The following is a 19,074-nucleotide window of genomic DNA, read 5'->3' on the forward strand; positions in this document are numbered from 1 at the left end:
ACACTAACCTTATGCAAAAAAACCATGTAAAAACCATTGATCTGCCTGTCCGTCATAATGCCCTGCGCGATATAACCAAAAACGCCGACCTTCCAGATCTTCCACTGCATAGTAATCCCGATGTTCACCAGGATCAATCCACCATTCGCGTTCAATACGTTCGGGGCCATCTGCTTTCCTTATAGTATAGGTATCTCCCTTATAACGGAACAGTATGGGTGGATAGTCGGGTATGGGTGCTGTGACTATAATACGTTCAGGGATCTTCAATAGTCGTGTTGGACGTGGTCGTGCAGTTTGCCAGTCAACAGTTGCAACCTCATCCATTGTAACCGCTATTTTCATGGATCGTTCGGGCCAGTAGTGCGCAGATGGAACGTAGCGTGAAATCTCACAATTGGCGTCCCTACTTTTCAAGCGATCTAAAAGTTCGGTAACCGTCGGGTTTTTGAGACTAATTCTATTGTTCCAAAGATTTTCCTGAACAGGATCTGCCGTCTCAACTTTGGATATGCCCAAGGTAAATAATTCAATACCCAATGCCGGTTCAATTTGCGGAATCTTTATAGCAAATAATTGAAGGATATGTTTAACCTGAGCAGTAGCACGATTAGTCTCAATAGTAATGGTCTCTATCTTTCCGTCCACGCGATGACAATTCAATTCGGCTGCACGTAATCCTTTACCCTCCCCCGACAAACGCTTACACAACTTGTTTAATAAATCTTCCAAAGCCAGTTCAATACCATTTGCTGTACAGATAGGCTCCAAACAAGGTAAACGTTCTTCATAGGGTAAGATGGGTTTTATAGAAATAACAAATTCATCTTCCAATCCCATGGCCTGGTCCAGTCGGAGCAGTAAACTATCGCCAAACCTTCTACGCAACACTGAACGTGGCATTTTTGCAAAACTTCCGATTGACCGTAATCCAAGCGATTGTAACCGCTTCAATTGAACATCTTCCAGTCGTAATGCAGCAGGACTTAATGGAAGAAGCGTTTCCGACTGCGCCAGTTCATTTATAATGATATCTTCGTGTCCAAAATGTGCTACTGCCCATGCGGCCCCAATGGTATCAGCAATCCCCATACGTACCTCATAACCATGTTGTTTAAATTTAGAGACAATACTTGTTAAGTAGGCCGCCTCCCCGCCCCAAAGATGAGCACAACCACTAATATCCAGGATGATACCGTCGGGCGTATCTAATGCAACCTGTGGTGTATACCTGATGCACCACTCTGCTATCGAATGGAGTAACTTTTCAGCCAATCCAGCTTGCTCATTGATTATTTTAAGTGATGGAATAAATGCCTGTGCATCCGCTATGGCCATACCTGAATGCACCCCCACTTGCTCCGCTAATGAGTTACTCCCACTGACGATTAATCTTCCTTGAACAGCGATGGACAATACAAAGGGAATATTTTGCAAATGTGGTTTGCAAACAGTGAGCCAATCTGTTTTCAGATGAGGAAACCAAAGTGAGGCAAATCTTTTTTTCATGACTAGCCAAGATTTTGGAAGTTATAATTCCAGTCTTTTACCTGTATCTCCTTTTTAGAAAATGTTTTAAATCCCTGTGGAGACCAGGTTATTTGCTCTTTAGCTGGACTACCATTCCTTACCTTGAGCAGCTCTACATCCCAACAGGGATAGCCGATACCGGGCAATCCATCATCCGATTGACTAGGTAAAGAAGTGACTTTCCAACGTGCCGCACAACTCGTCGCCAACAAGATCTTTGGGCTATGTTGAAGTATAAACCCGGTAACCCGGCTTTTTTCTACGGCAAGTTGAAGGCGCCTCGACTGAACAAAATCCAGCTGATGTATTTCGGCCAACACGGCTGTTATGCCATGACATTTCAACGCTTCTTCCATCGCCCATAACACATCCTTCTCCCGTTTCATAGAAACAAAAACAATCGATGCTGGATCAACCCCAAATGATCTGATTGCCGCTGGAAATACCGTTTGAATGGAGCCTATCCAAATACAAATCCCATCAGCTTGCATAAGTTTTCCAAGGAGACCACCAATAAACCCACAGGATGCAGCACTATCCATGCGGTTAAAGCTTACAAACTCGTGTATTACCCCTTTAGGAAAAACTCCATTCGGAAAAGCTTTCTCCAATGGCCCCAAACCCATCGTGCTTGCATCATTTGACCTTTGAGGTACCCCTTGCCAGGCAAGCAAGTCCTTTTTAAGTTTGCTGATCAAAGCCTGTTTATCTTCTAACATCATAGCCCCTCTTATTTAATATTACACACAAATATAATACTAATTATTTTAGTAATAAAAGAGAGCGCTATGTTTTTTAGTAAAAACAACGCTACTTCGAATCGTAGAGCCTTTGTTACTTCAAGCCTTATATATCATTCAAGAATTGCTGGATGACATCTTTTTTTCTTGTCGCAACAGGAATCATTTTACCATCGGACATTTCTATCTGCCCATCCTTGAAATATTTTTTTATATAGTTTGCATTGATTAAATAAGATTGATGACAACGAATAAATTCAGATTCAGGAAGCATAGTTTCAAAATGTTTGAGGACTTTCGAAACCATCATCGGTTTATTGTCTTTAATATAAAATGTGGTATAGCCCTTATCTCCTTGACAATAAAGAATATCATCGATATTCACAATTTGGGTGTATTCAAATGTACGTAGTGCTATTTTCTTAGGTCTAACTGGGGACTTCAGATAGCTTTCGGCCATACTTAGTTGCATGCTATTGAATCTAAACTCTGTATTTTTCTTATAGCATTTTTCAATAGCCTCTATAAATTGTTCCGGAACCAAAGGCTTTAATAAATAGGCTATAGCGCCTATATTAAGGGCTTCTATAGCATATTGGTTAAATGCGGTTATAAAGATTGTATTTATGTCCAATTTCAGCTCTGAGAGGAAGGATAAGCTTGATCCATCTTTCAATTGAATATCAGCTAAAATAAGATCTGGATTAGATACAAGTAACTCACGTTCTGCCTGGGCGATTGATGGACTATAACCAACGATCTGGACATAAGGAATAGCACCCAATAAAGACTTAATGTACAAATAGATATTATACTCATCTTCAAGAATATAAACTTTCATAATTTCACGTATTTAATTAAAATATAAAACGAGTGGGATATAGAGTTCTACGCGATATCCACTTTTATCTTCTCTATAATTGGGCTTTATTTCAATCCTTGCTTTTTGCTGAGGATCATTAAACAAAAGCTCAAGGCGCTCTTTCGTGATAACTTGTGAAAGAGAGGTCTTGTGTGCATTATTTTTCTGATAAGATTGCATTCCCCAGCCATTGTCACTGATAACAATATGCAATTGATCTGCTTCCTGATTAAAAAGAATTTGCAATTGTCCACGATAATTCAAATTTTTGAAAGCATGTTCAATAGCGTTTTCAACAAAAGGCTGAATCAACATAGGAGGAATCATGACATCATCAACATCCAAGTTACCGCTCTCAATTTCAAAATCAAATACATCTTGATAGCGCATCTGCTGTAAAAGTATATAATTCTTTAATGATTTAATTTCTTGATCCAAAGAAATATACTCTTCCCTATTTAATTCGAGTATATCACGAATTTGACGGGACAATAGGATAAGGTACTGATTTGCCTTTGCTTTTTGCTCACTACTGATCAAACCTTGCAGATTAGCTATAGCATTATAAATAAAATGGGGATTAAGCTGGTTTTGTCGCGTCTTCTGCTCTAAAATTAATTGTCTATTTTCGGCAACTATACGCTGATTAATATTTTTCAATAGCTTTTGTTTATTCCGGTAATAAATGAAGAATGCAATACTAAAGATTAGGGCAAATAAAATAACAAAAATCCAGCGCTGTTGCACCATAATCTTATGGTTGAATGCATTTGTTGTTTTTAAAAGCTTAATAGCCTGATCCTTTTTTTCAGTTTCATACCGTGTATTGATCTCATTGATACGTTCATTTTCAATACTTTTTGTGCTATTTTTATAATCCTGATAGGCCGAATCCAAGGTAAAATAAGCCCGTTCATAATCTCCTTTTAATGCGTGTGCTACTTGTAGATTCTGGTAATAGAATAATTTATTTTGCTTGCCTTTATGTGTTTTGATAAACTGCAATCCAGCATTAAAATAATAGATCGCCGAGTCAACTTGATGATTATTCAAAAAATTCTTTGCCAAATTCGCATACGCATAGGCATTGAGTGCCTTGCTTGAAGATAAATAATTAAAATATTTTTGGGATGCCTCTACCGCTTTTCGACTATTCCCTATGCTAAAGAAATACTGTGCCTGTAAATTATACATGCGCATAATGATAGCAGAATCCGCCGTTTTATTAGCGTAATATTTGCAGCTATCCAGTGTTGCTTTTAGCTTCTCAAAATCATGCAATTCAATATACTGCATAAATTTGATCTCCTGATACGCTTGCGCAACATGGGCATCGGATCTGTTGGGATGATAATGATACCATGACTCGTTATCTTTGAGCGCCTGGTTATAGTCAGCTCGACGATAATTTGCATTTGCCAATAGATTGAAAAAAAGAAAGCTAAACCTACTCTTATTTTCTAACGCATATTCTTTAGCATCGATAATTTGCTCCATGATGCCAATAGTAGTCACATCATTAAAACTAAAATTAGCGCTTATTTTAAAGTAATTCTTCAGAACAAGCAAATCCGGAGACAATTTTCTCCCATCAAGGTTTTTCAGCGCAATTTCTATTGAATCAATTTTATCGTCCAACAAATAGTTATACGCCAAAAAAATCCAATTATAACCAGAATTATTAAAATACTTGTCCTGAGCAAATACCGTTGTCTTCTTTGCTATAATAGATTGATCCCTAAAATCTTGTAAAGCGAGAAATTTTAATAATGTATCCTGATAGGTTAAATCAAGTGAATTATCTTCGATATGCGTATTATTTTTAGACGCCTGTTGGCCACTTTGATGACAAGAGAGTAACTGTGCCATGAGCACGAGAGATAAAAAATAAAAAGTAAATCTTGTCAAATTTCGTATCATCAGAATATAACTATCTGTTTAAATTTACATGAAGGTGCTTATATTTTTCCATAACCTCGTTCATTAATTATGATAAGCTTTCACAAGATGTAAACCGCTATTAAAAGAAATACGCAAGGTGCTGTCCATATTATGTTATCTATTGTCGAATATCGGAATATTATCAAAAAAATAATATATACTTTCAAAAGTATTTAACCCGGCTGATACTTATACTAATATTCTTCTCCAATAAAAACACCGGTCTCAATTATTGAACTCGGTTATAGTTAGTTTCCTTTTACTCCCCACAAACATACAAATTGGGCAAACAACGAAAACTTCATAGTTAATAATCGCAGTGTATGACTCAATATTTGCATCAATAAAGAGAATTTCATGTTTTTTCATCAAAATGTGTAACGAAATATCTCTACCACATACCTATACTATGGAGCATCACGCTAAAACGTAATATGGTAAATAATCTAATCTTAACTTACATAAACTGGAATATAGATAGTGATATCTTTGTTATTCCAATTATTGACCATCCAGTTCGCTGGTACGGGCTATTTTGGTTATTGGGCATTGTATTATGCTATAAGATATTAGGTTCATTATTTAAGAAAGAAGGTCGGCCAATCGAGTTTTTAGATCAGCTAACTATTTACATCGTTTTGGGTACCGTTATCGGAGCTAGACTAGGGCATGTATTATTTTATGACCCCAGTTATTACCTAGATCATCCCTTAAAAATAATGGCCATTTGGGAAGGTGGGCTGGCAAGCCATGGCGGAGGTATAGGTATCCTGATTGCGATCTATTTATTTGCAAAAAAACAGCAGCTTCCTTTTCTTTGGGTGGCAGATCGGGTTGCTTTGGTCGTCCCTATAGCAGGGGCTTGCATTCGTCTTGGTAACTTAATGAACTCTGAAATGATTGGCACAGCAAGTAGCTTACCTTGGGCTTTTGTGTTTACCCATATCGATACGATACCCCGGCATCCGGCACAGCTTTATGAAGCATTATTTTGTCTCCTATTATTCGTATTGTTATATCGTTTGTGGAAAGAAAAAGAGCTTCGACGTAACAATGGAAACTATTTCGCCTTGCTGTTGGTTTTGCTGTTTTCGTTCCGGTTTTTGGATGAGTTTTTGAAAATCAATCAAGAGCATTTTGAAGACTCCCTATTCATCAATATGGGACAGCTACTTAGCATACCATTTATTATTATTGGAGCTGGTCTATTTATTTTCAACCGTTTTCAAGAAAGAATACCAAAATTAAAGTAACGGGATGCGCAGTACTTCCAAAAATCATCACCTATGACATGGCCACCAGGAACAGAAATTTTATCATGATTTTTTTAATAAGCCATGTTGAAAAGCATATTTTACTAATTCCGCAGTGTTCTTCACCCTTGTTTTATCAATCAAGTTCTGCCGATATCCTTCAACAGTACGCTTACTCAAAAAGATTTTATCTGCAATTTCTAGATTTGTAAACCCGTCCGCGATCAATTCCAATACGTCTAGCTCACGTTCGCTTATTTCCAAATCTAGGATAGTATTCGAGCCAGCATCTGTATAAACTTGACCCGAAGAAACTTGTTCAAGTAAGGCTAAGCTAATTTCTTCACTCATATACCGCCCGCCCTCAGCGACATGCTTTAATCCAAAAAGTAATTCATTATAACCTACATTTTTCAACAGGTAGCCTGAAAGACCATGCTCAAACCCTTCAACCACATAATGAATTTGACTAAGCATGGATAATATCACAACTTTGACCAGCGGATATTTTTGACTGATGATTTTTAAAAGCTCCATCCCGTCCATATGCTCCATACTTATATCAGTTAAGACAATATCGGGAGCTAAACCATTTGCCAATATAGACAGCGCTTCCATACCATCAGATGCCTCGCCTATCACCGCAAATTCTCCTTGGGATTCTAAAAGTAGTTTAATACCATTACGTACGACCATATGATCTTCAACCAATAGTATATTAACCGTATTCATCTTCTATAGCATTTAAATAAAAACTTTCAATTCTATTTTCTTCCAACCATATACGACAATGATGGTGTATTGTATTTTCCGATTTGGAATAAAAAAGAAACAGACTGCATAAACAAAATAAAGATACGAATTTCTACTCACTGTACTATTGATATCATGACGCCATATTAAACAGCCTCTAGGATCACTGATAGATCAAAAAGTAGTATTGCTAATGACCGACAACTGCTATCATTTATCGATAAAGAGAAAACCCATGAGAAAAGGAACAATATTTGTACGCTATTAAATCAAGCTATACATGATGTCGCTTTAATCAACACTTAATTTTTGATATGTTATGATTTGTTCAGATAAAGATATTTTAGCCGTTCTCTCTTCTTCATTGGATGCTTGCGCAATTTATGATAGCGCAGATCTCCGTATTTCTTATGCAAGCACTAACATGTTAAAACTCTGGGATTGTGATCAGCGTATTATTGGGCAATGTCTTGAAAACTGTCTTCAACGAGAAGATTTAACGCCATATACCCCCCTCTTGAAAAATGCTTGGATAAACGGAAAAACTGCGGTTATCGAAAAGATAAAGATTAAGCTCAAAACCGAAAAACAGTCTTTACTAGGTTATACGCACACTTTTGAATATCATCCGCTCATCAATGAAAAGGGTGAAATTTATGGCATATTTAATCAAATTAGACTGATACCTGAAAATGAAGACACCCCCCCACAAACGCAAGAAAAAAACACCATTGAACGAAAACTGCTACAAGATTTATTAACTCAAAAATATACAGTAGCAGGAAACCATTACAAAATCCCTACAAATAATTATACCTTATTACCTAAACATACCGAAGATCTCAATGAAAAACTTAAGGATGCACTCAAGAAAATCATAGAAAGTGAAGAACATTACCATTTTGCTTTACAGTCAGCCGAGATGGGAACATGGAATTTAAATTGTAAAAATTATATGGTCAATTGGGATGAACGGACTCGAGAGCTCTTTGGTTTTGCTAAAGGTGAATATGTTCCATACAATGAGGTACTCAAATATATTCATCCAGAAGATAGGAATAGAATCGATCAAGAAGTCAAAAAATCACTGACTTACCAGAACAAAGGTGTTTATGACGTACAATTTAGAACCATTGGAGCACAAGATCTTCAATTACGGTGGTTGCACTGTAAAGGAAGAGTATACTTTGACCAAGATCAACAGCCCGAATGGTTTGCAGGCACCGCTATAGATATTACAATCCAGCATCAGGAGCATGAAAAACTTGAAGCAATTAATCAACTTATCGCCAAAAGAGATCAACAGTTTAGAATGATCGTAGAAGCCGCCGGTATCGGTATCTTTTCTATTGACATGGAAACCAAGAAAATGGAACTCAATGATCGCTGCCGTGAATTATTTGGCTTCGATCAGCATGACAAAATAAAAGAATCTAACTTTTTTGACCAAATCCTGCCTCAGTATAGAAACATCATCCATCATGTTTTTCAGGAAGTAACACGCAAACAATCTCCTTTCGATTGTCAATGTGAAATAAAAGATAAAAAAACGGGTAAGATAAAATGGTTAAGGTCAATAGGTGGAAGTCAATTGGAATCGGATACGACAAGACCCATGATCTACGGCGCTATAATAGACAGTACCAATGACAAGGAAGAAGAAAGGAAAAAACTAGACTTTATTAGTATCGCAAGTCATGAACTCAAAACACCTTTGACCTCACTAATTGCCTATATCCAATTACTACAAGCCAAAGAAGGCACACTGAGCACTGAAAAGCGCATGCAATATCTCCACCAATCTAATGAGCAAGCAACGCGTATGCGCGGTTTAATTGACGGCTTTTTAAATGTTACTCAATTAAATGAGGGTAAGTTAGTACTTCGCAAAAAGACATTTAACGTTTGTTCTTTACTCGATTATATTCAAAACATCTATTCTTTAAAATCTGTAAAGCACTTCATTCATTATACAGGAGCAATAGATTCGAATTTGGAGATTATCGCCGATCGTGATAAAATAGAACAAGTGTTAATCAACTTCATGGATAATGCCATTAAATATTCGCCCAGTAATTCAACAATTACCATGCATGTGGCCATACATTCAGGTTATTTTGAAGTCGAGATCAAAGACCAAGGAAAAGGCATCAATCACAAGGATCAGAAACAAATATTCAACAAATTCTATCGTGTAAATGACGATACGGATCGTTATGCGTCGGGATTTGGCATAGGACTGTTTATTTGCAAAGAAATTATTCAAAAACATCAAGGAAAAATCGGTGTCGACAGCCAGATCGGCCAAGGGTCAACCTTTTGGTTTAAAATTCCGGTCAGTGTATAGATAACAGCGCTAACTATCACCGATAAAATTTCCGATAGCAAAAAAAAAGCAACAGTTGCGAATCAAATCACAACTGTTGCTGAAATATTAATTCGTTACCTATCTCTTTTTCAAATCAGCTCCGGCAATATCCTCCCATCGATAATAATGGAATGTTTTATCGTCGCTCATAGTAACAAACAAGCCATGTTTGAAGGTTTCATTTAAGCTCAAAGAGGTTGTCTCTGAACCATCACTTTGTGTCGCCATGACCGGCACAGTCTTCAAATGTTTATGTTCGAAAGGATTATTTTTGGTTCCTTCCCGACTAAAAACCTGAAAACGATTTGCACCTTGATCAGACACCAAGATATATCCGGTGCTGTCGGTTAGTTTATAAATCGAAATACCTTCATGATCTTCTTTAAAACCTGCTGTAGCAAATAATGCCAACTGTTGGTTTCCCTTTGCTGGATCCGCATAGTATTGTTTTACGCCAATCTGTTCGTCCGAATAGTAAATATACCCAAGCTCATTGTCCACCGCTATCGCCTCGATCTCTTTCTTTCCGCTAAATGAACCAAATTTGCGAACCAATGTAGCTTTTACCGTACCAGAACCATTATCCTCCAATAAATATTGGCCCAAATAACCTTCTTTTGGTCCATTTTTTCGCCCAACAATAGCATAGATCTCTCCTTTTGGAGAAGTATATAGGGCAATCCCCATCAGATCCCTAAATTCAGGTTCAGTTTCACCAACAAACATATCTAATCCCCCTTGATCGATCGGCTTCATGTCAGGCAGTGAAAAAATACGCAATTTATGGGTCATACGCTCTGTTGTGACAGCAATATCGACAGGTTTCCCTCCCAATACCAAACCGTACGCTACATCGACATTGTTTGGGCGTTTTAAATTGGAAACCACTTTTTCTTTGACCGTTTTACCCTGTAAATCGTACACGAATAATGCTCCATCGGCATCTTTATCCGTCGCTATAATCAGACTCTTGCTCGGATCCATCTTATTGATCCAAATTGCAGGATCATCCGAATCATAACGTACAGCATCAGTCACAATAACGGGTTTAACTGAGTTTACCGTATTTGTTTGCGCATTTTTGCATGCCATTTGAAGCAGGGTTGATGCTCCCAAAGTTAGTGTTAGTATTGTTTTTAAATTTGTCATTATATGAAGTAAATTAGAATTTGGAACCAAATGCCCCAACATATGCTGCAGGCTGCGGAGAATTATATGTTAGACCATTTGACATCACCAGGCCACTCGTAAAATGAGGTTTAAAAGCCAAAGTACCTGCCTTTAATGCAGGTGAGTTCCCCTGGAGATGAAAATCCCAGTTTGAATCAAATACGTAATTGTCAACCGATGTTTCTAAAGAATAAGAAATAAATTTAGGGTTATTCTCCCCTGCCACTTTGCCTCTAACATCATTACTACCACCTACAATATCATTTTTACCGACCTGAAACTGATCTACAGTCAATTGACCATAGCCATAATACCAATTATTACCTGACACAGAACGGCTATCTTCTGGTTTTTTAGGATCACGCTTGACTCCAAACCGTGTATTGGCAAAAAGATTATTATAAATCTCGGCTCTGACAGATGCTTCTAACCAAATCGAACCTCCTTTGGCTGTCGGTCTACGCCATCCTGTGTTGAGCATGGTATTATTGTAAACAATAATATAAGCCTGCGGTGTGCGGTCTCCCGAGTTGGATAGTTTTAACGCATTCGTATTAACACTATACACTAGGTTATACGCCACATCTGCAAGACATCCAGATTTGAAATTCATCGCTTCTCCACCTGTCACCCCATTAGAAAAGAAACGATTGTTAGCGAAAATGATTTTTCCACCTTCAATATACGTGCAGTCTTCGTGAAAATGACTTACAGTACTATTTTGAACAACTAGTTTTCCGTCTGAATTTGAGAACCACAACGCTGGCAAAGCTTCACCAGACACTTTTTTATACAAGCCCATTTTTACAGAAGTCGACGCATCCGAAGTAATTGCGCCACCATACTCAATGATGGTATTGTCCAAAACAAGTTCCTGACAGCTTGGAGCTGCTAAAATTCCTCCCCATAACTTGCCAAATTCATTCGTCTTCGTCTTATACCCATCTTCAACCGTAAACTTTACAGGATTTTCGGCTGTACCTAGTGCGTACAAATTACCCAAAACAACAATTTCAGGCTTATTGACGGAATCCATCAATACGGTTACGCCTTCCTCAATTGTTAGGCTCTTACCTTCGGGAATAATAATATCTCCCTTAATATGCTGCACACTTCCTTTGCTCCACACACCGGAAACCTCACCTATAGCACTTCCGTCAGCATCAGAAGTATCAACATCTATATTTGCTTTTTCACAGGCACTTAGCACCACTATAAAAAACGCTAGAAACGATAAAATACATTTATTTTTCATCTGTATATATTTAATTTTTAATGATGAAGCAGATTTCACTTATCGAAAACATTGGCTTTCCAAAAAAATTCAAGCTTCACCTAAACAAATTGTTCTTAATTCACAACACACATGTTCAGATTAAAACATGTCGTGTTTTACGCGGGTCTATTATTTACTAAACGAATAACGTAAACCAAGGATATAGTTCTGCCCATACAAATCCTTTCTAATCAATGTATTTACCCCATTAGCAAGCTTTTCAGCGATCTTCTCATTTTCGGGATTTGTTCCTTTCACATACAATTCCATTGGTGTGTTCAAGATGTTGTTGGCTTTGGCAAAAATGGCCCAACCTGCTCTAAACTTCTTCTCAATCGAAGCATCTAACTGAACAAATCCTTTTTGCCATAAATCATCGTTCAAAAATTGCGACACTGTGTTGATTCGTGAGCCGGTATAAGATCCAGCTAACTGTCCTTCCCAGCCATTATTAGCATCTTTGTAAAGTAGTGATAGATTGGCTATATGCGCTGCCTGCCCATATAACGGTCTAGTTTGATCCACGATAATCGCTTCAGGGTCCTGAGTGGTTTCGTTGATTCGACGCGACATCTTGGAGGTCGTTATACGTGAATGTGTATAGGTATAATTGGCCTTAACACCAAATTTCTGGATATACTTGATATAATCAACCTCGAGACCAAAGTTGTTGGCGTTACCAAAATTACCGGGGGTGTAGTATACATCCTGTTTACGAACCTCATCCGGTTGAAAGGTATATTCAATTGGATTTTTGATTTTCTTGTAAAACATACCTACAAGAAATTGAGAGGAAGCTTCTGGGAATAATTCATACCTTAAATCAAAGTTATCTGCTAAGGCGTGTTTTAAATCTGGATTTCCTTTTTCCAAAAACTCTTCATTAATCACACTTGAGGGTACAATTTCATAAAATCCAGGACGGTTTAACGCACGATAATAAGCCGCATGAAGCTGCTGTTTTTCGTCCAAATGATATTTCATGGTCAAACTTGGCAGCCATTCTGTATAAATTTGTGATCCCTCTGGTCTTTTTTCTCCTGCAGGAAACAATAATTTATAATTCTGATTGGTATGCTCCATCCGGATACCACCGATCATCTGCCATTTGTCATTCTCATAATTGAACATGCCGTACAATGCTGTTGTCTTCTCACCGGCGTCGTAAGTTAATGGATTTGCGACAGCTCCAGTAGGGTTGGTAACGGTCAGATTAAGATCGGTATACCGCTGAAAATCCACGCCATATTTATACTTTGCCTCTTCTGCAGAAGCTGGTGATAGGTTGTAGTTATTGTAAAAACTACTACGCTGTTTATCACGATACAAACCTCCGGTCGATAGCTCCAGCTTACTGTTTTCCATTGGAACTTTATAGGCTACATCCCAATAGCCTGCACGATCATTATCCGTATTTCGCTCCCAACGATAAGTTACAGGAGATTTGTTGACGAGAGAAGTCCTTTTACGGTCAAAATTTTCTTCTACTCCATCCAAACTGATCATCGTATTTTGAGGCAATTGATTGCGGGCCGAAGAGAGTACTCCTGACCAGCGGACATTCAAACGATTATCTAAAAAATGATGATCGCCCTGTAAGGTACCATTGTAAATTTGTTGCTGCGTTTTTCGGCTTCTTGTCACATAGGTCAGTTCGGCTTTACCAATGCTGGGATCATACTGACCATTGTATATCGTATTTACGGCATCGCGCAATTGCATGTTATTTAAATTCACATACATTTGATAAAAGCTAATCCGATGATTTGGATTAAATCGATAATCGATCTTGTTATGCAAACCTAAGCGTTGTTGCTGTTCATCATATTGACGATCGCTCTGCTCAGTAATTACTGCATTGGGATTTACGCCAACGACAGCCGATTTGTAGAAAATAGAACGACTACCTCGATGTAAATTTTGATAGCTCGCGCCCAAAATAACGCCCAATTTATCATCCAAATACCGATTTCCTATTGTCAGATTACCGACAAGGTCTGGAAGGGGCTTTTTATAGGTGTAATCTAACGCACCCTTATTAAAATCAGCAGCGGTTGCATTGTAATTCTTCCCATTCAGTTCGTAGGGAGATTTTGCCGAAGTTCCGCCTGTTGAAAAGCTTCCAAAATCACGATTAAAATAACGTTGACTGTAACCTGTTGCCAAATTTGCTTGCAGCAATAATTTAGTCGGTGCCGATTTCATAACCATATTGACAACTCCACCCACCGCATCGGCTTCCATATTTGGTGTTAGCGACTTGTAGACTTCTAAGCGTTCCAACATATCTGAAGGAAATAAATCCAAAGGCACATAACGGTATTTATTATCCGGACTTGGAACCTTTACACCATTCACTAAAGTGGTATTGTAACGTTTGTCCATCCCCCTCAGAATAGCATATTGTCCCTCGCCATTCGAATTTCTTTCTATAGATACACCCGAAACACGCTGTACAACATTTGCAACGGTGATATCCGGAGAAATCTCTATTGCACGCGCCGAAACAACATTCATAATTTGTGACGCATTCTTTTCCAAACGCCTTGCACTAGGATCATCATCCCCCCCATTCCGGCGTCCTTTTATGGTTACTTCCATTAATGTCTGTTCGGTAGACGTCAGCTGAAAAATAAAATGAGGTGTATTTTCTTTTTGAATTTCGATTTCTTTAATTAATTCGGCATAGGCCATATGCTTGATATGAACCCTATCCACACCTGCAGATAATCCTTTGAATTCAAACGAACCATCCAATTGTGTTTTGGTCGATAGCCCACTCTGTTCCAAGAATACTGTTGCACCAGCAATAGCTTCACCAGTTTGACCATCCAATACCTTACCTTTGATTTTGGTCGCATAAGCAGCGCTGACCGAAATACTGGAGGCAAGTAATACCGTTAAAAAGTTTTTCATTTTGCTTAGATTATTATGAATCTTTGATTGTTGTCGCAAAGATGGCAGCCAATTTTAATCACACAAAATATCTAGCGTTACAACAAGGAAACAAGGTAAAAAGAACACTATACAGCAAGGAAACAGAAAGATTTAAAACACTAATAAACAGTAGTTTAAAAACAAATTACACGCCATTAACATTCTATTACTCCTATGTTAAAAAATTATGAAATACCAACGAGATAACCCGCTAGATCCTCTCCTTGTTCCAATCTTAATTTTTTTCGCAATCGATGTCTGGCAACACGAAGGCTATCTTGTGATATGCCCAATAGGACGGCAATCTCGATATTATTCAAATTTATTTTAAGCAATGCTATTAATCGCATATCTGCGGCCGTCAAATCTGGAAATCGTTGAATAAGTTTTTCAAAAAAGCTGTGATGCACCTTTTCGAAAGTTCCCATAAATTCTTTCCAATGGATGCCCTGTGTGATATTTTCATTGATCTGCAACACCAACTTCTGCATTTGTCGTTTTTGATCCCTGCGTTCGTCCTTAACCATTCCCTTTAATTCATCACGAAGTTCTTCCAAAAATTGATTGTTACGGATCAGGTTTAGAGTATGGGATGTCAATTCTTTCTGCTTGATCGACAGCTCCTGTTTGAGCTGCTTATCTTCAAGCAATTGGTTTTTAAGCGCAATTTCTGTCAACTCACGTTCGGCCTCCTGTTTTCGCGATTCGGCGATCTGATTTTTGATCTTAATCTTCTGGCGACTATACAATACATAGGATAATACAATTAACAAAATTAAAACCACAATTGTACCCCACAGCATGATTAAGTTGATTCTTTTTGTCACCTGTAATTTTTCAATCTCCTCAGCTTTTTGGTTCATATCGTAGAGCGCCTGAAAAAAAGCTGTATGTCGAGCACCATCTACGCTATACAGTTCAAGCACCAACTTACGGCTCTTTTCGGCATAAAAATATGCGCTATCCATTTGGCCACGCAAGGCGTATGTTCTACTCAAATCTTTTGTCGTAGCAGCCATTTGATACACATCACCCAAATTTTCCGCCATCTGATAAGCCAATTGTGTCAATTTGATACTTTCCGGATATTTATTGGTCTTTCTAAAGATATCGCCCATATTATTGATGACCACAATTTTTCCATAATTGTCTTTTGTTTCCGTATAGAGCCTACTTGCTTTTTCAAAATGAAGAAAAGCGCTGTCATACCTTGCCAGGTCTTCATAAATACTGCCCAAATTTTCATGGATCTTGGCTTCTCCATTTTTATTACCCACACTGCTATAAATGGACAAAGCAAGATTCTGATAGACAAAGGCGGAGTCGTAGTTAGCTTCCTTTTCAAATAAATGACCAATATTCCCTAATGTACCTGCCTCTCCATTTTTATCCCCTTCTGTTCGGAAAGAATGTAGCGCCTTGTTAAAATAAACTTTCGCTACATCATGTTGTTTATTGAAAATATTGAGTTCCCCGATATCACTCCAATTCGAAGCAAGATGCTGCTTTGAATTTAATTGCGTATAGAGTCGATCGGCCTGAAAATAGTAGTCCTGCGCCTGTCCATAATGTCCCTGATTGACACATAACCATCCAATCGCCTGTAAACAATTGGCTTGTAACAATAGATCTTTATCCGTAACAGCTTTTGCATAACGTTTTTTGACGAGCATAATTGCAGAATCAGGATGGTTTTGACTTAACCCCCTAATATCCTTAAAGGATTCAACCTGCGCAGTACCTGGGTGCCACAAAAAAAGCTGTATAAAAAAAAGTAGAAACAAAATAATTTTATCAGAAATCCTCATATTTAACGTAAATAATCGAGTTGCAAATGTACATGAAACATGTTAACACAATATTAAATCACATAAAGCAACATGAGTTTTAACATAAGGAAGGCTGCCTTATTTTTATCCACCAAGCTCAACGATATGCTATTAAAAAAGCCCTTTTATTGATGATACACATCAATAAAAGGGCTTTTTTAATAGACAATCCCAAAACTGGTTAATTAACCGATTTAAATTCAATGAGCGGGGTGATCCGTTCTAATATATCAAATGCCACCTCTGCCATTTTATTACCTTTATTGTCCAATAACGGATTAACTTCAACAATTTCAAAACAAATTACCTTTCCAGATCGGATGATCTCTTCTAAAATCAACACAATCTCCCTTGGCAAAAAACCCTTAGGTACTGGTGTTCCCGTTCCATCCGAGATCAATTCACTATCCATGCTATCCACATCAAAAGAGATATAAACCATATCACATGCTTCTAGGATTTTCAATGCCTCAGCCACACAATCGGTTATTCCTCGCTGTCTCGTATCTTCCACACGATAGTTCTTAATGCCAAGTCGTTCAATGACCAGATCTTCCGGTTCTTCCGTATCCCTTACACCAAAATAAATCAAATGATTGGATTGTATTTTACCTACTGGGCCAGCTATTCGTTTTAGTTTATTCCAAAATTCTTGTGTCGATTCGTCTATTTCATTGATTTTACATGGCATATTATCCTCATTCAACATCGCCGCTAAAGGCATTCCATGCATATTACCAGAGGGAGTTGTGTGCGGAGAATGAATATCGGCATGTGCATCTACCCAGATCACACCGAGTTGTTTATCGGGATAAGCGGACTTTATACCACTGATCGTCCCCATTGCGGAGGAATGATCCCCTGAAAACACCAATGGAAAATTGCCGGAAGATAAGCTATCTTCAACGGTGGAAGCTACTTGTTTGCATTGTTCATAAATCTGCTGAATATGTTTCGCAAAAGGATGATTATCATTCTGATAAATGGAGCTATTTCGAGTCGGCACATCAACAAATGGATAGTTAATGAAATATTGACTTCCTTTATTAATTGCAGCTATCTCGATGGCGTCGATTCCCAGATCTGACCCCCTAGTCCCTGCTCCGATGTCCGATCTGTTTTTGATCAATTCAATCATTTTCTCCATACACTATTTCAAATTAGTCAACGATCGCTCAATAATCCCTAAGCAAGTCTCGACTTGCTCTTTTGTAATAACCAACGGCGGAGCCAATCGAATTTTGTTACCATGTGTAGGCTTCGCTAAAAGTCCATTTTCTTTAAATTTGAGACAGATACTCCATGCCAAATCACTTTCTTCATCCGCATCAATTACAATGGCTGTCAAGAGCCCCTTTCCTCGCACTTCTGTAATTAACGTGCACTTAGCAGCAATCTGACGCAATCCATCCAAAAACAATGCACCCATCTGAAACGCCCGTTGAGTCAAATTTTCATCCCGCACCACATTTAGCGCTTCCATAGCTACTGCACAGGCTAATGGATTCCCGCCATAGGTAGAACCATGTTCGCCCGGTTTAATGCACAACATTATGGAATCATTTGCCAACACTGCCGATACCGGCAATACACCGCCCGATAAAGCTTTTCCTAAAATCAGAACATCTGGTTTGCTTTGACTTTTCGTATCATCAATATCATAAGACGCCAACATACTTCCCGTCCGAGCAATACCGGTTTGGATTTCGTCTGCAATAAACAATACGTTGTATTTTGTACATAATTGTCTCACTCGCATTAGATAATCCTCGTCAGGAACGACAATACCCGCTTCGCCTTGAATCGGCTCAACGATAAAACCGGCGATATTTTTATCTGCTATGAATAATTGTTCTAGCGCATCAACGTCATTATAGGGAACGAGTACTATGCCATCTAAAAAGGGGCCAAATTCATGTGTTGCAGTACGATCATTGGATGCCGATATAACAGAGATTGTTCTACCATGGAAATTGTCCTTGGCAAAGACAATTTTCGCTTGATTGGCCGCTACACCTTTCACCTGATAGGCCCATTTACGACAAAGCTTCATTGCCGTTTCTACCGCTTCAACTCCCGAATTCATCACCAAAGCCTTATCAAATCCAAATAACTGACAAAGCATTTCTTCAAAATCGCCCAATTTATTATTATAAAATGCTCTCGATGTAAGTGTCAATTTTGCAGCTTGCTCTTTTAAAGCATGTATAATCCGCGGATGGCAGTGTCCTTGATTGACAGCAGAATATGCAGACAAGAAATCAAAATAAGACTTTCCATCAACATCCCACACCATCACTCCTTCAGCTCTTTCCAAGACGACCGGAAGAGGATGATAATTGTGCGCTCCATATTTTTCTTCTTTGGCAATGAACATCTCGCCCTTACCATGTTTAGCTACTGTACTCATAATTC

13 protein-coding genes are annotated in these 19,074 nt (G+C 38.2%); 2 read left to right on the top strand and 11 right to left on the bottom strand.

The annotated features are described in order from the left end of the window. Positions 1–9 precede the first annotated feature (9 nt). The 4 genes from A9970_RS06130 to A9970_RS06145 all read right to left on the bottom strand — a co-directional run bounded on the left by A9970_RS06130 (position 10) and on the right by A9970_RS06145 (position 5,001). Entirely contained in the window at positions 10–1,509 is a 1,500-nt protein-coding gene (locus A9970_RS06130) for a DNA polymerase Y family protein (RefSeq protein WP_182981667.1), read from the bottom strand. Positions 1,510–1,511: 2 nt separating this feature from the next. After that, entirely contained in the window at positions 1,512–2,252 is a 741-nt protein-coding gene (locus A9970_RS06135; RefSeq protein ID WP_182981668.1) for an ImuA family protein, read from the bottom strand. A 124-nt stretch (positions 2,253–2,376) separates the two neighbouring features. After that, positions 2,377–3,111: a LytTR family DNA-binding domain-containing protein gene (locus A9970_RS06140; protein ID WP_182981669.1), complete on the bottom strand. Its 735-nt coding sequence runs from the start codon at positions 3,109–3,111 to the stop codon at positions 2,377–2,379. Positions 3,112–3,123: 12 nt separating this feature from the next. Then, positions 3,124–5,001 carry a sensor histidine kinase gene (locus tag A9970_RS06145; RefSeq protein ID WP_182981670.1) on the bottom strand — a complete coding sequence of 626 codons (1,878 nt, stop codon included), beginning with the start codon at positions 4,999–5,001 and terminating at the stop codon, positions 3,124–3,126. Between the two features lie 506 nt (positions 5,002–5,507). Between A9970_RS06145 and lgt the strand changes: the two genes are divergently transcribed. Next, on the top strand, positions 5,508–6,326 hold the full coding sequence (gene lgt, locus A9970_RS06150) for a prolipoprotein diacylglyceryl transferase (RefSeq protein WP_182981671.1): 819 nt from the start codon (positions 5,508–5,510) through the stop codon (positions 6,324–6,326). A 63-nt stretch (positions 6,327–6,389) separates the two neighbouring features. Here lgt and A9970_RS06155 read toward each other — a convergent pair whose 3' ends face one another. Further along, positions 6,390–7,058: a response regulator transcription factor gene (locus A9970_RS06155; protein ID WP_182981672.1), complete on the bottom strand. Its 669-nt coding sequence runs from the start codon at positions 7,056–7,058 to the stop codon at positions 6,390–6,392. A 340-nt stretch (positions 7,059–7,398) separates the two neighbouring features. On the opposite strand from A9970_RS06155, the gene A9970_RS06160 reads away from it, so the two are divergent. Next, positions 7,399–9,426, top strand: a complete 2,028-nt coding sequence (locus A9970_RS06160) for an ATP-binding protein (RefSeq protein ID WP_182981673.1) — start codon at positions 7,399–7,401, stop codon at positions 9,424–9,426. 99 nt (positions 9,427–9,525) lie between these two features. On the opposite strand, the gene A9970_RS06165 is transcribed toward A9970_RS06160, so the two are convergent. The 6 genes from A9970_RS06165 to rocD all read right to left on the bottom strand — a co-directional run bounded on the left by A9970_RS06165 (position 9,526) and on the right by rocD (position 19,069). Next, positions 9,526–10,638: a phytase gene (locus tag A9970_RS06165; RefSeq protein ID WP_409079945.1), complete on the bottom strand. Its 1,113-nt coding sequence runs from the start codon at positions 10,636–10,638 to the stop codon at positions 9,526–9,528. Further along, positions 10,610–11,872 (bottom strand): right-handed parallel beta-helix repeat-containing protein, encoded by a 1,263-nt coding sequence (locus A9970_RS06170; protein WP_182981675.1) that lies wholly within the window; start codon positions 11,870–11,872, stop codon positions 10,610–10,612. The genes A9970_RS06165 and A9970_RS06170 overlap by 29 nt, the downstream gene beginning before the upstream one ends. A gap of 150 nt (positions 11,873–12,022) precedes the next feature. Then, positions 12,023–14,809 (bottom strand): TonB-dependent receptor, encoded by a 2,787-nt coding sequence (locus tag A9970_RS06175; RefSeq protein WP_182981676.1) that lies wholly within the window; start codon positions 14,807–14,809, stop codon positions 12,023–12,025. Between the two features lie 206 nt (positions 14,810–15,015). Then, positions 15,016–16,638, bottom strand: coding sequence for a tetratricopeptide repeat protein (locus A9970_RS06180; RefSeq protein ID WP_182981677.1), 1,623 nt, complete (start codon positions 16,636–16,638; stop codon positions 15,016–15,018). Positions 16,639–16,840: 202 nt separating this feature from the next. Then, on the bottom strand, positions 16,841–17,806 hold the full coding sequence (locus A9970_RS06185) for an arginase (RefSeq protein ID WP_153844575.1): 966 nt from the start codon (positions 17,804–17,806) through the stop codon (positions 16,841–16,843). A 3-nt stretch (positions 17,807–17,809) separates the two neighbouring features. Continuing rightward, a complete protein-coding gene (gene rocD / locus A9970_RS06190) occupies positions 17,810–19,069 on the bottom strand; it encodes an ornithine--oxo-acid transaminase (protein ID WP_259655336.1) in 1,260 nt (419 codons plus the stop codon). Between the last annotated feature and the right edge of the window lie 5 nt (positions 19,070–19,074).

This window comes from Sphingobacterium sp. UME9 (assembly GCF_014170215.1).
In the GTDB taxonomy this organism is placed as follows: Bacteria; Bacteroidota; Bacteroidia; order Sphingobacteriales; family Sphingobacteriaceae; genus Sphingobacterium; species Sphingobacterium paramultivorum.

Coding starts and splice junctions, on each gene's coding strand:
- A9970_RS06130 (WP_182981667.1), bottom strand. CDS start 1,509: ATGAAAAAAAGATTTGCCTCACTTTGGTTTCCTCATCTGAAAACAGAT.
- A9970_RS06135 (WP_182981668.1), bottom strand. CDS start 2,252: ATGATGTTAGAAGATAAACAGGCTTTGATCAGCAAACTTAAAAAGGAC.
- A9970_RS06140 (WP_182981669.1), bottom strand. CDS start 3,111: ATGAAAGTTTATATTCTTGAAGATGAGTATAATATCTATTTGTACATT.
- A9970_RS06145 (WP_182981670.1), bottom strand. CDS start 5,001: ATGGCACAGTTACTCTCTTGTCATCAAAGTGGCCAACAGGCGTCTAAA.
- lgt (WP_182981671.1), top strand. CDS start 5,508: ATGGTAAATAATCTAATCTTAACTTACATAAACTGGAATATAGATAGT.
- A9970_RS06155 (WP_182981672.1), bottom strand. CDS start 7,058: ATGAATACGGTTAATATACTATTGGTTGAAGATCATATGGTCGTACGT.
- A9970_RS06160 (WP_182981673.1), top strand. CDS start 7,399: ATGATTTGTTCAGATAAAGATATTTTAGCCGTTCTCTCTTCTTCATTG.
- A9970_RS06165 (WP_409079945.1), bottom strand. CDS start 10,638: ATGTTGGGGCATTTGGTTCCAAATTCTAATTTACTTCATATAATGACA.
- A9970_RS06170 (WP_182981675.1), bottom strand. CDS start 11,872: ATGAAAAATAAATGTATTTTATCGTTTCTAGCGTTTTTTATAGTGGTG.
- A9970_RS06175 (WP_182981676.1), bottom strand. CDS start 14,809: ATGAAAAACTTTTTAACGGTATTACTTGCCTCCAGTATTTCGGTCAGC.
- A9970_RS06180 (WP_182981677.1), bottom strand. CDS start 16,638: ATGAGGATTTCTGATAAAATTATTTTGTTTCTACTTTTTTTTATACAG.
- A9970_RS06185 (WP_153844575.1), bottom strand. CDS start 17,806: ATGGAGAAAATGATTGAATTGATCAAAAACAGATCGGACATCGGAGCA.
- rocD (WP_259655336.1), bottom strand. CDS start 19,069: ATGAGTACAGTAGCTAAACATGGTAAGGGCGAGATGTTCATTGCCAAA.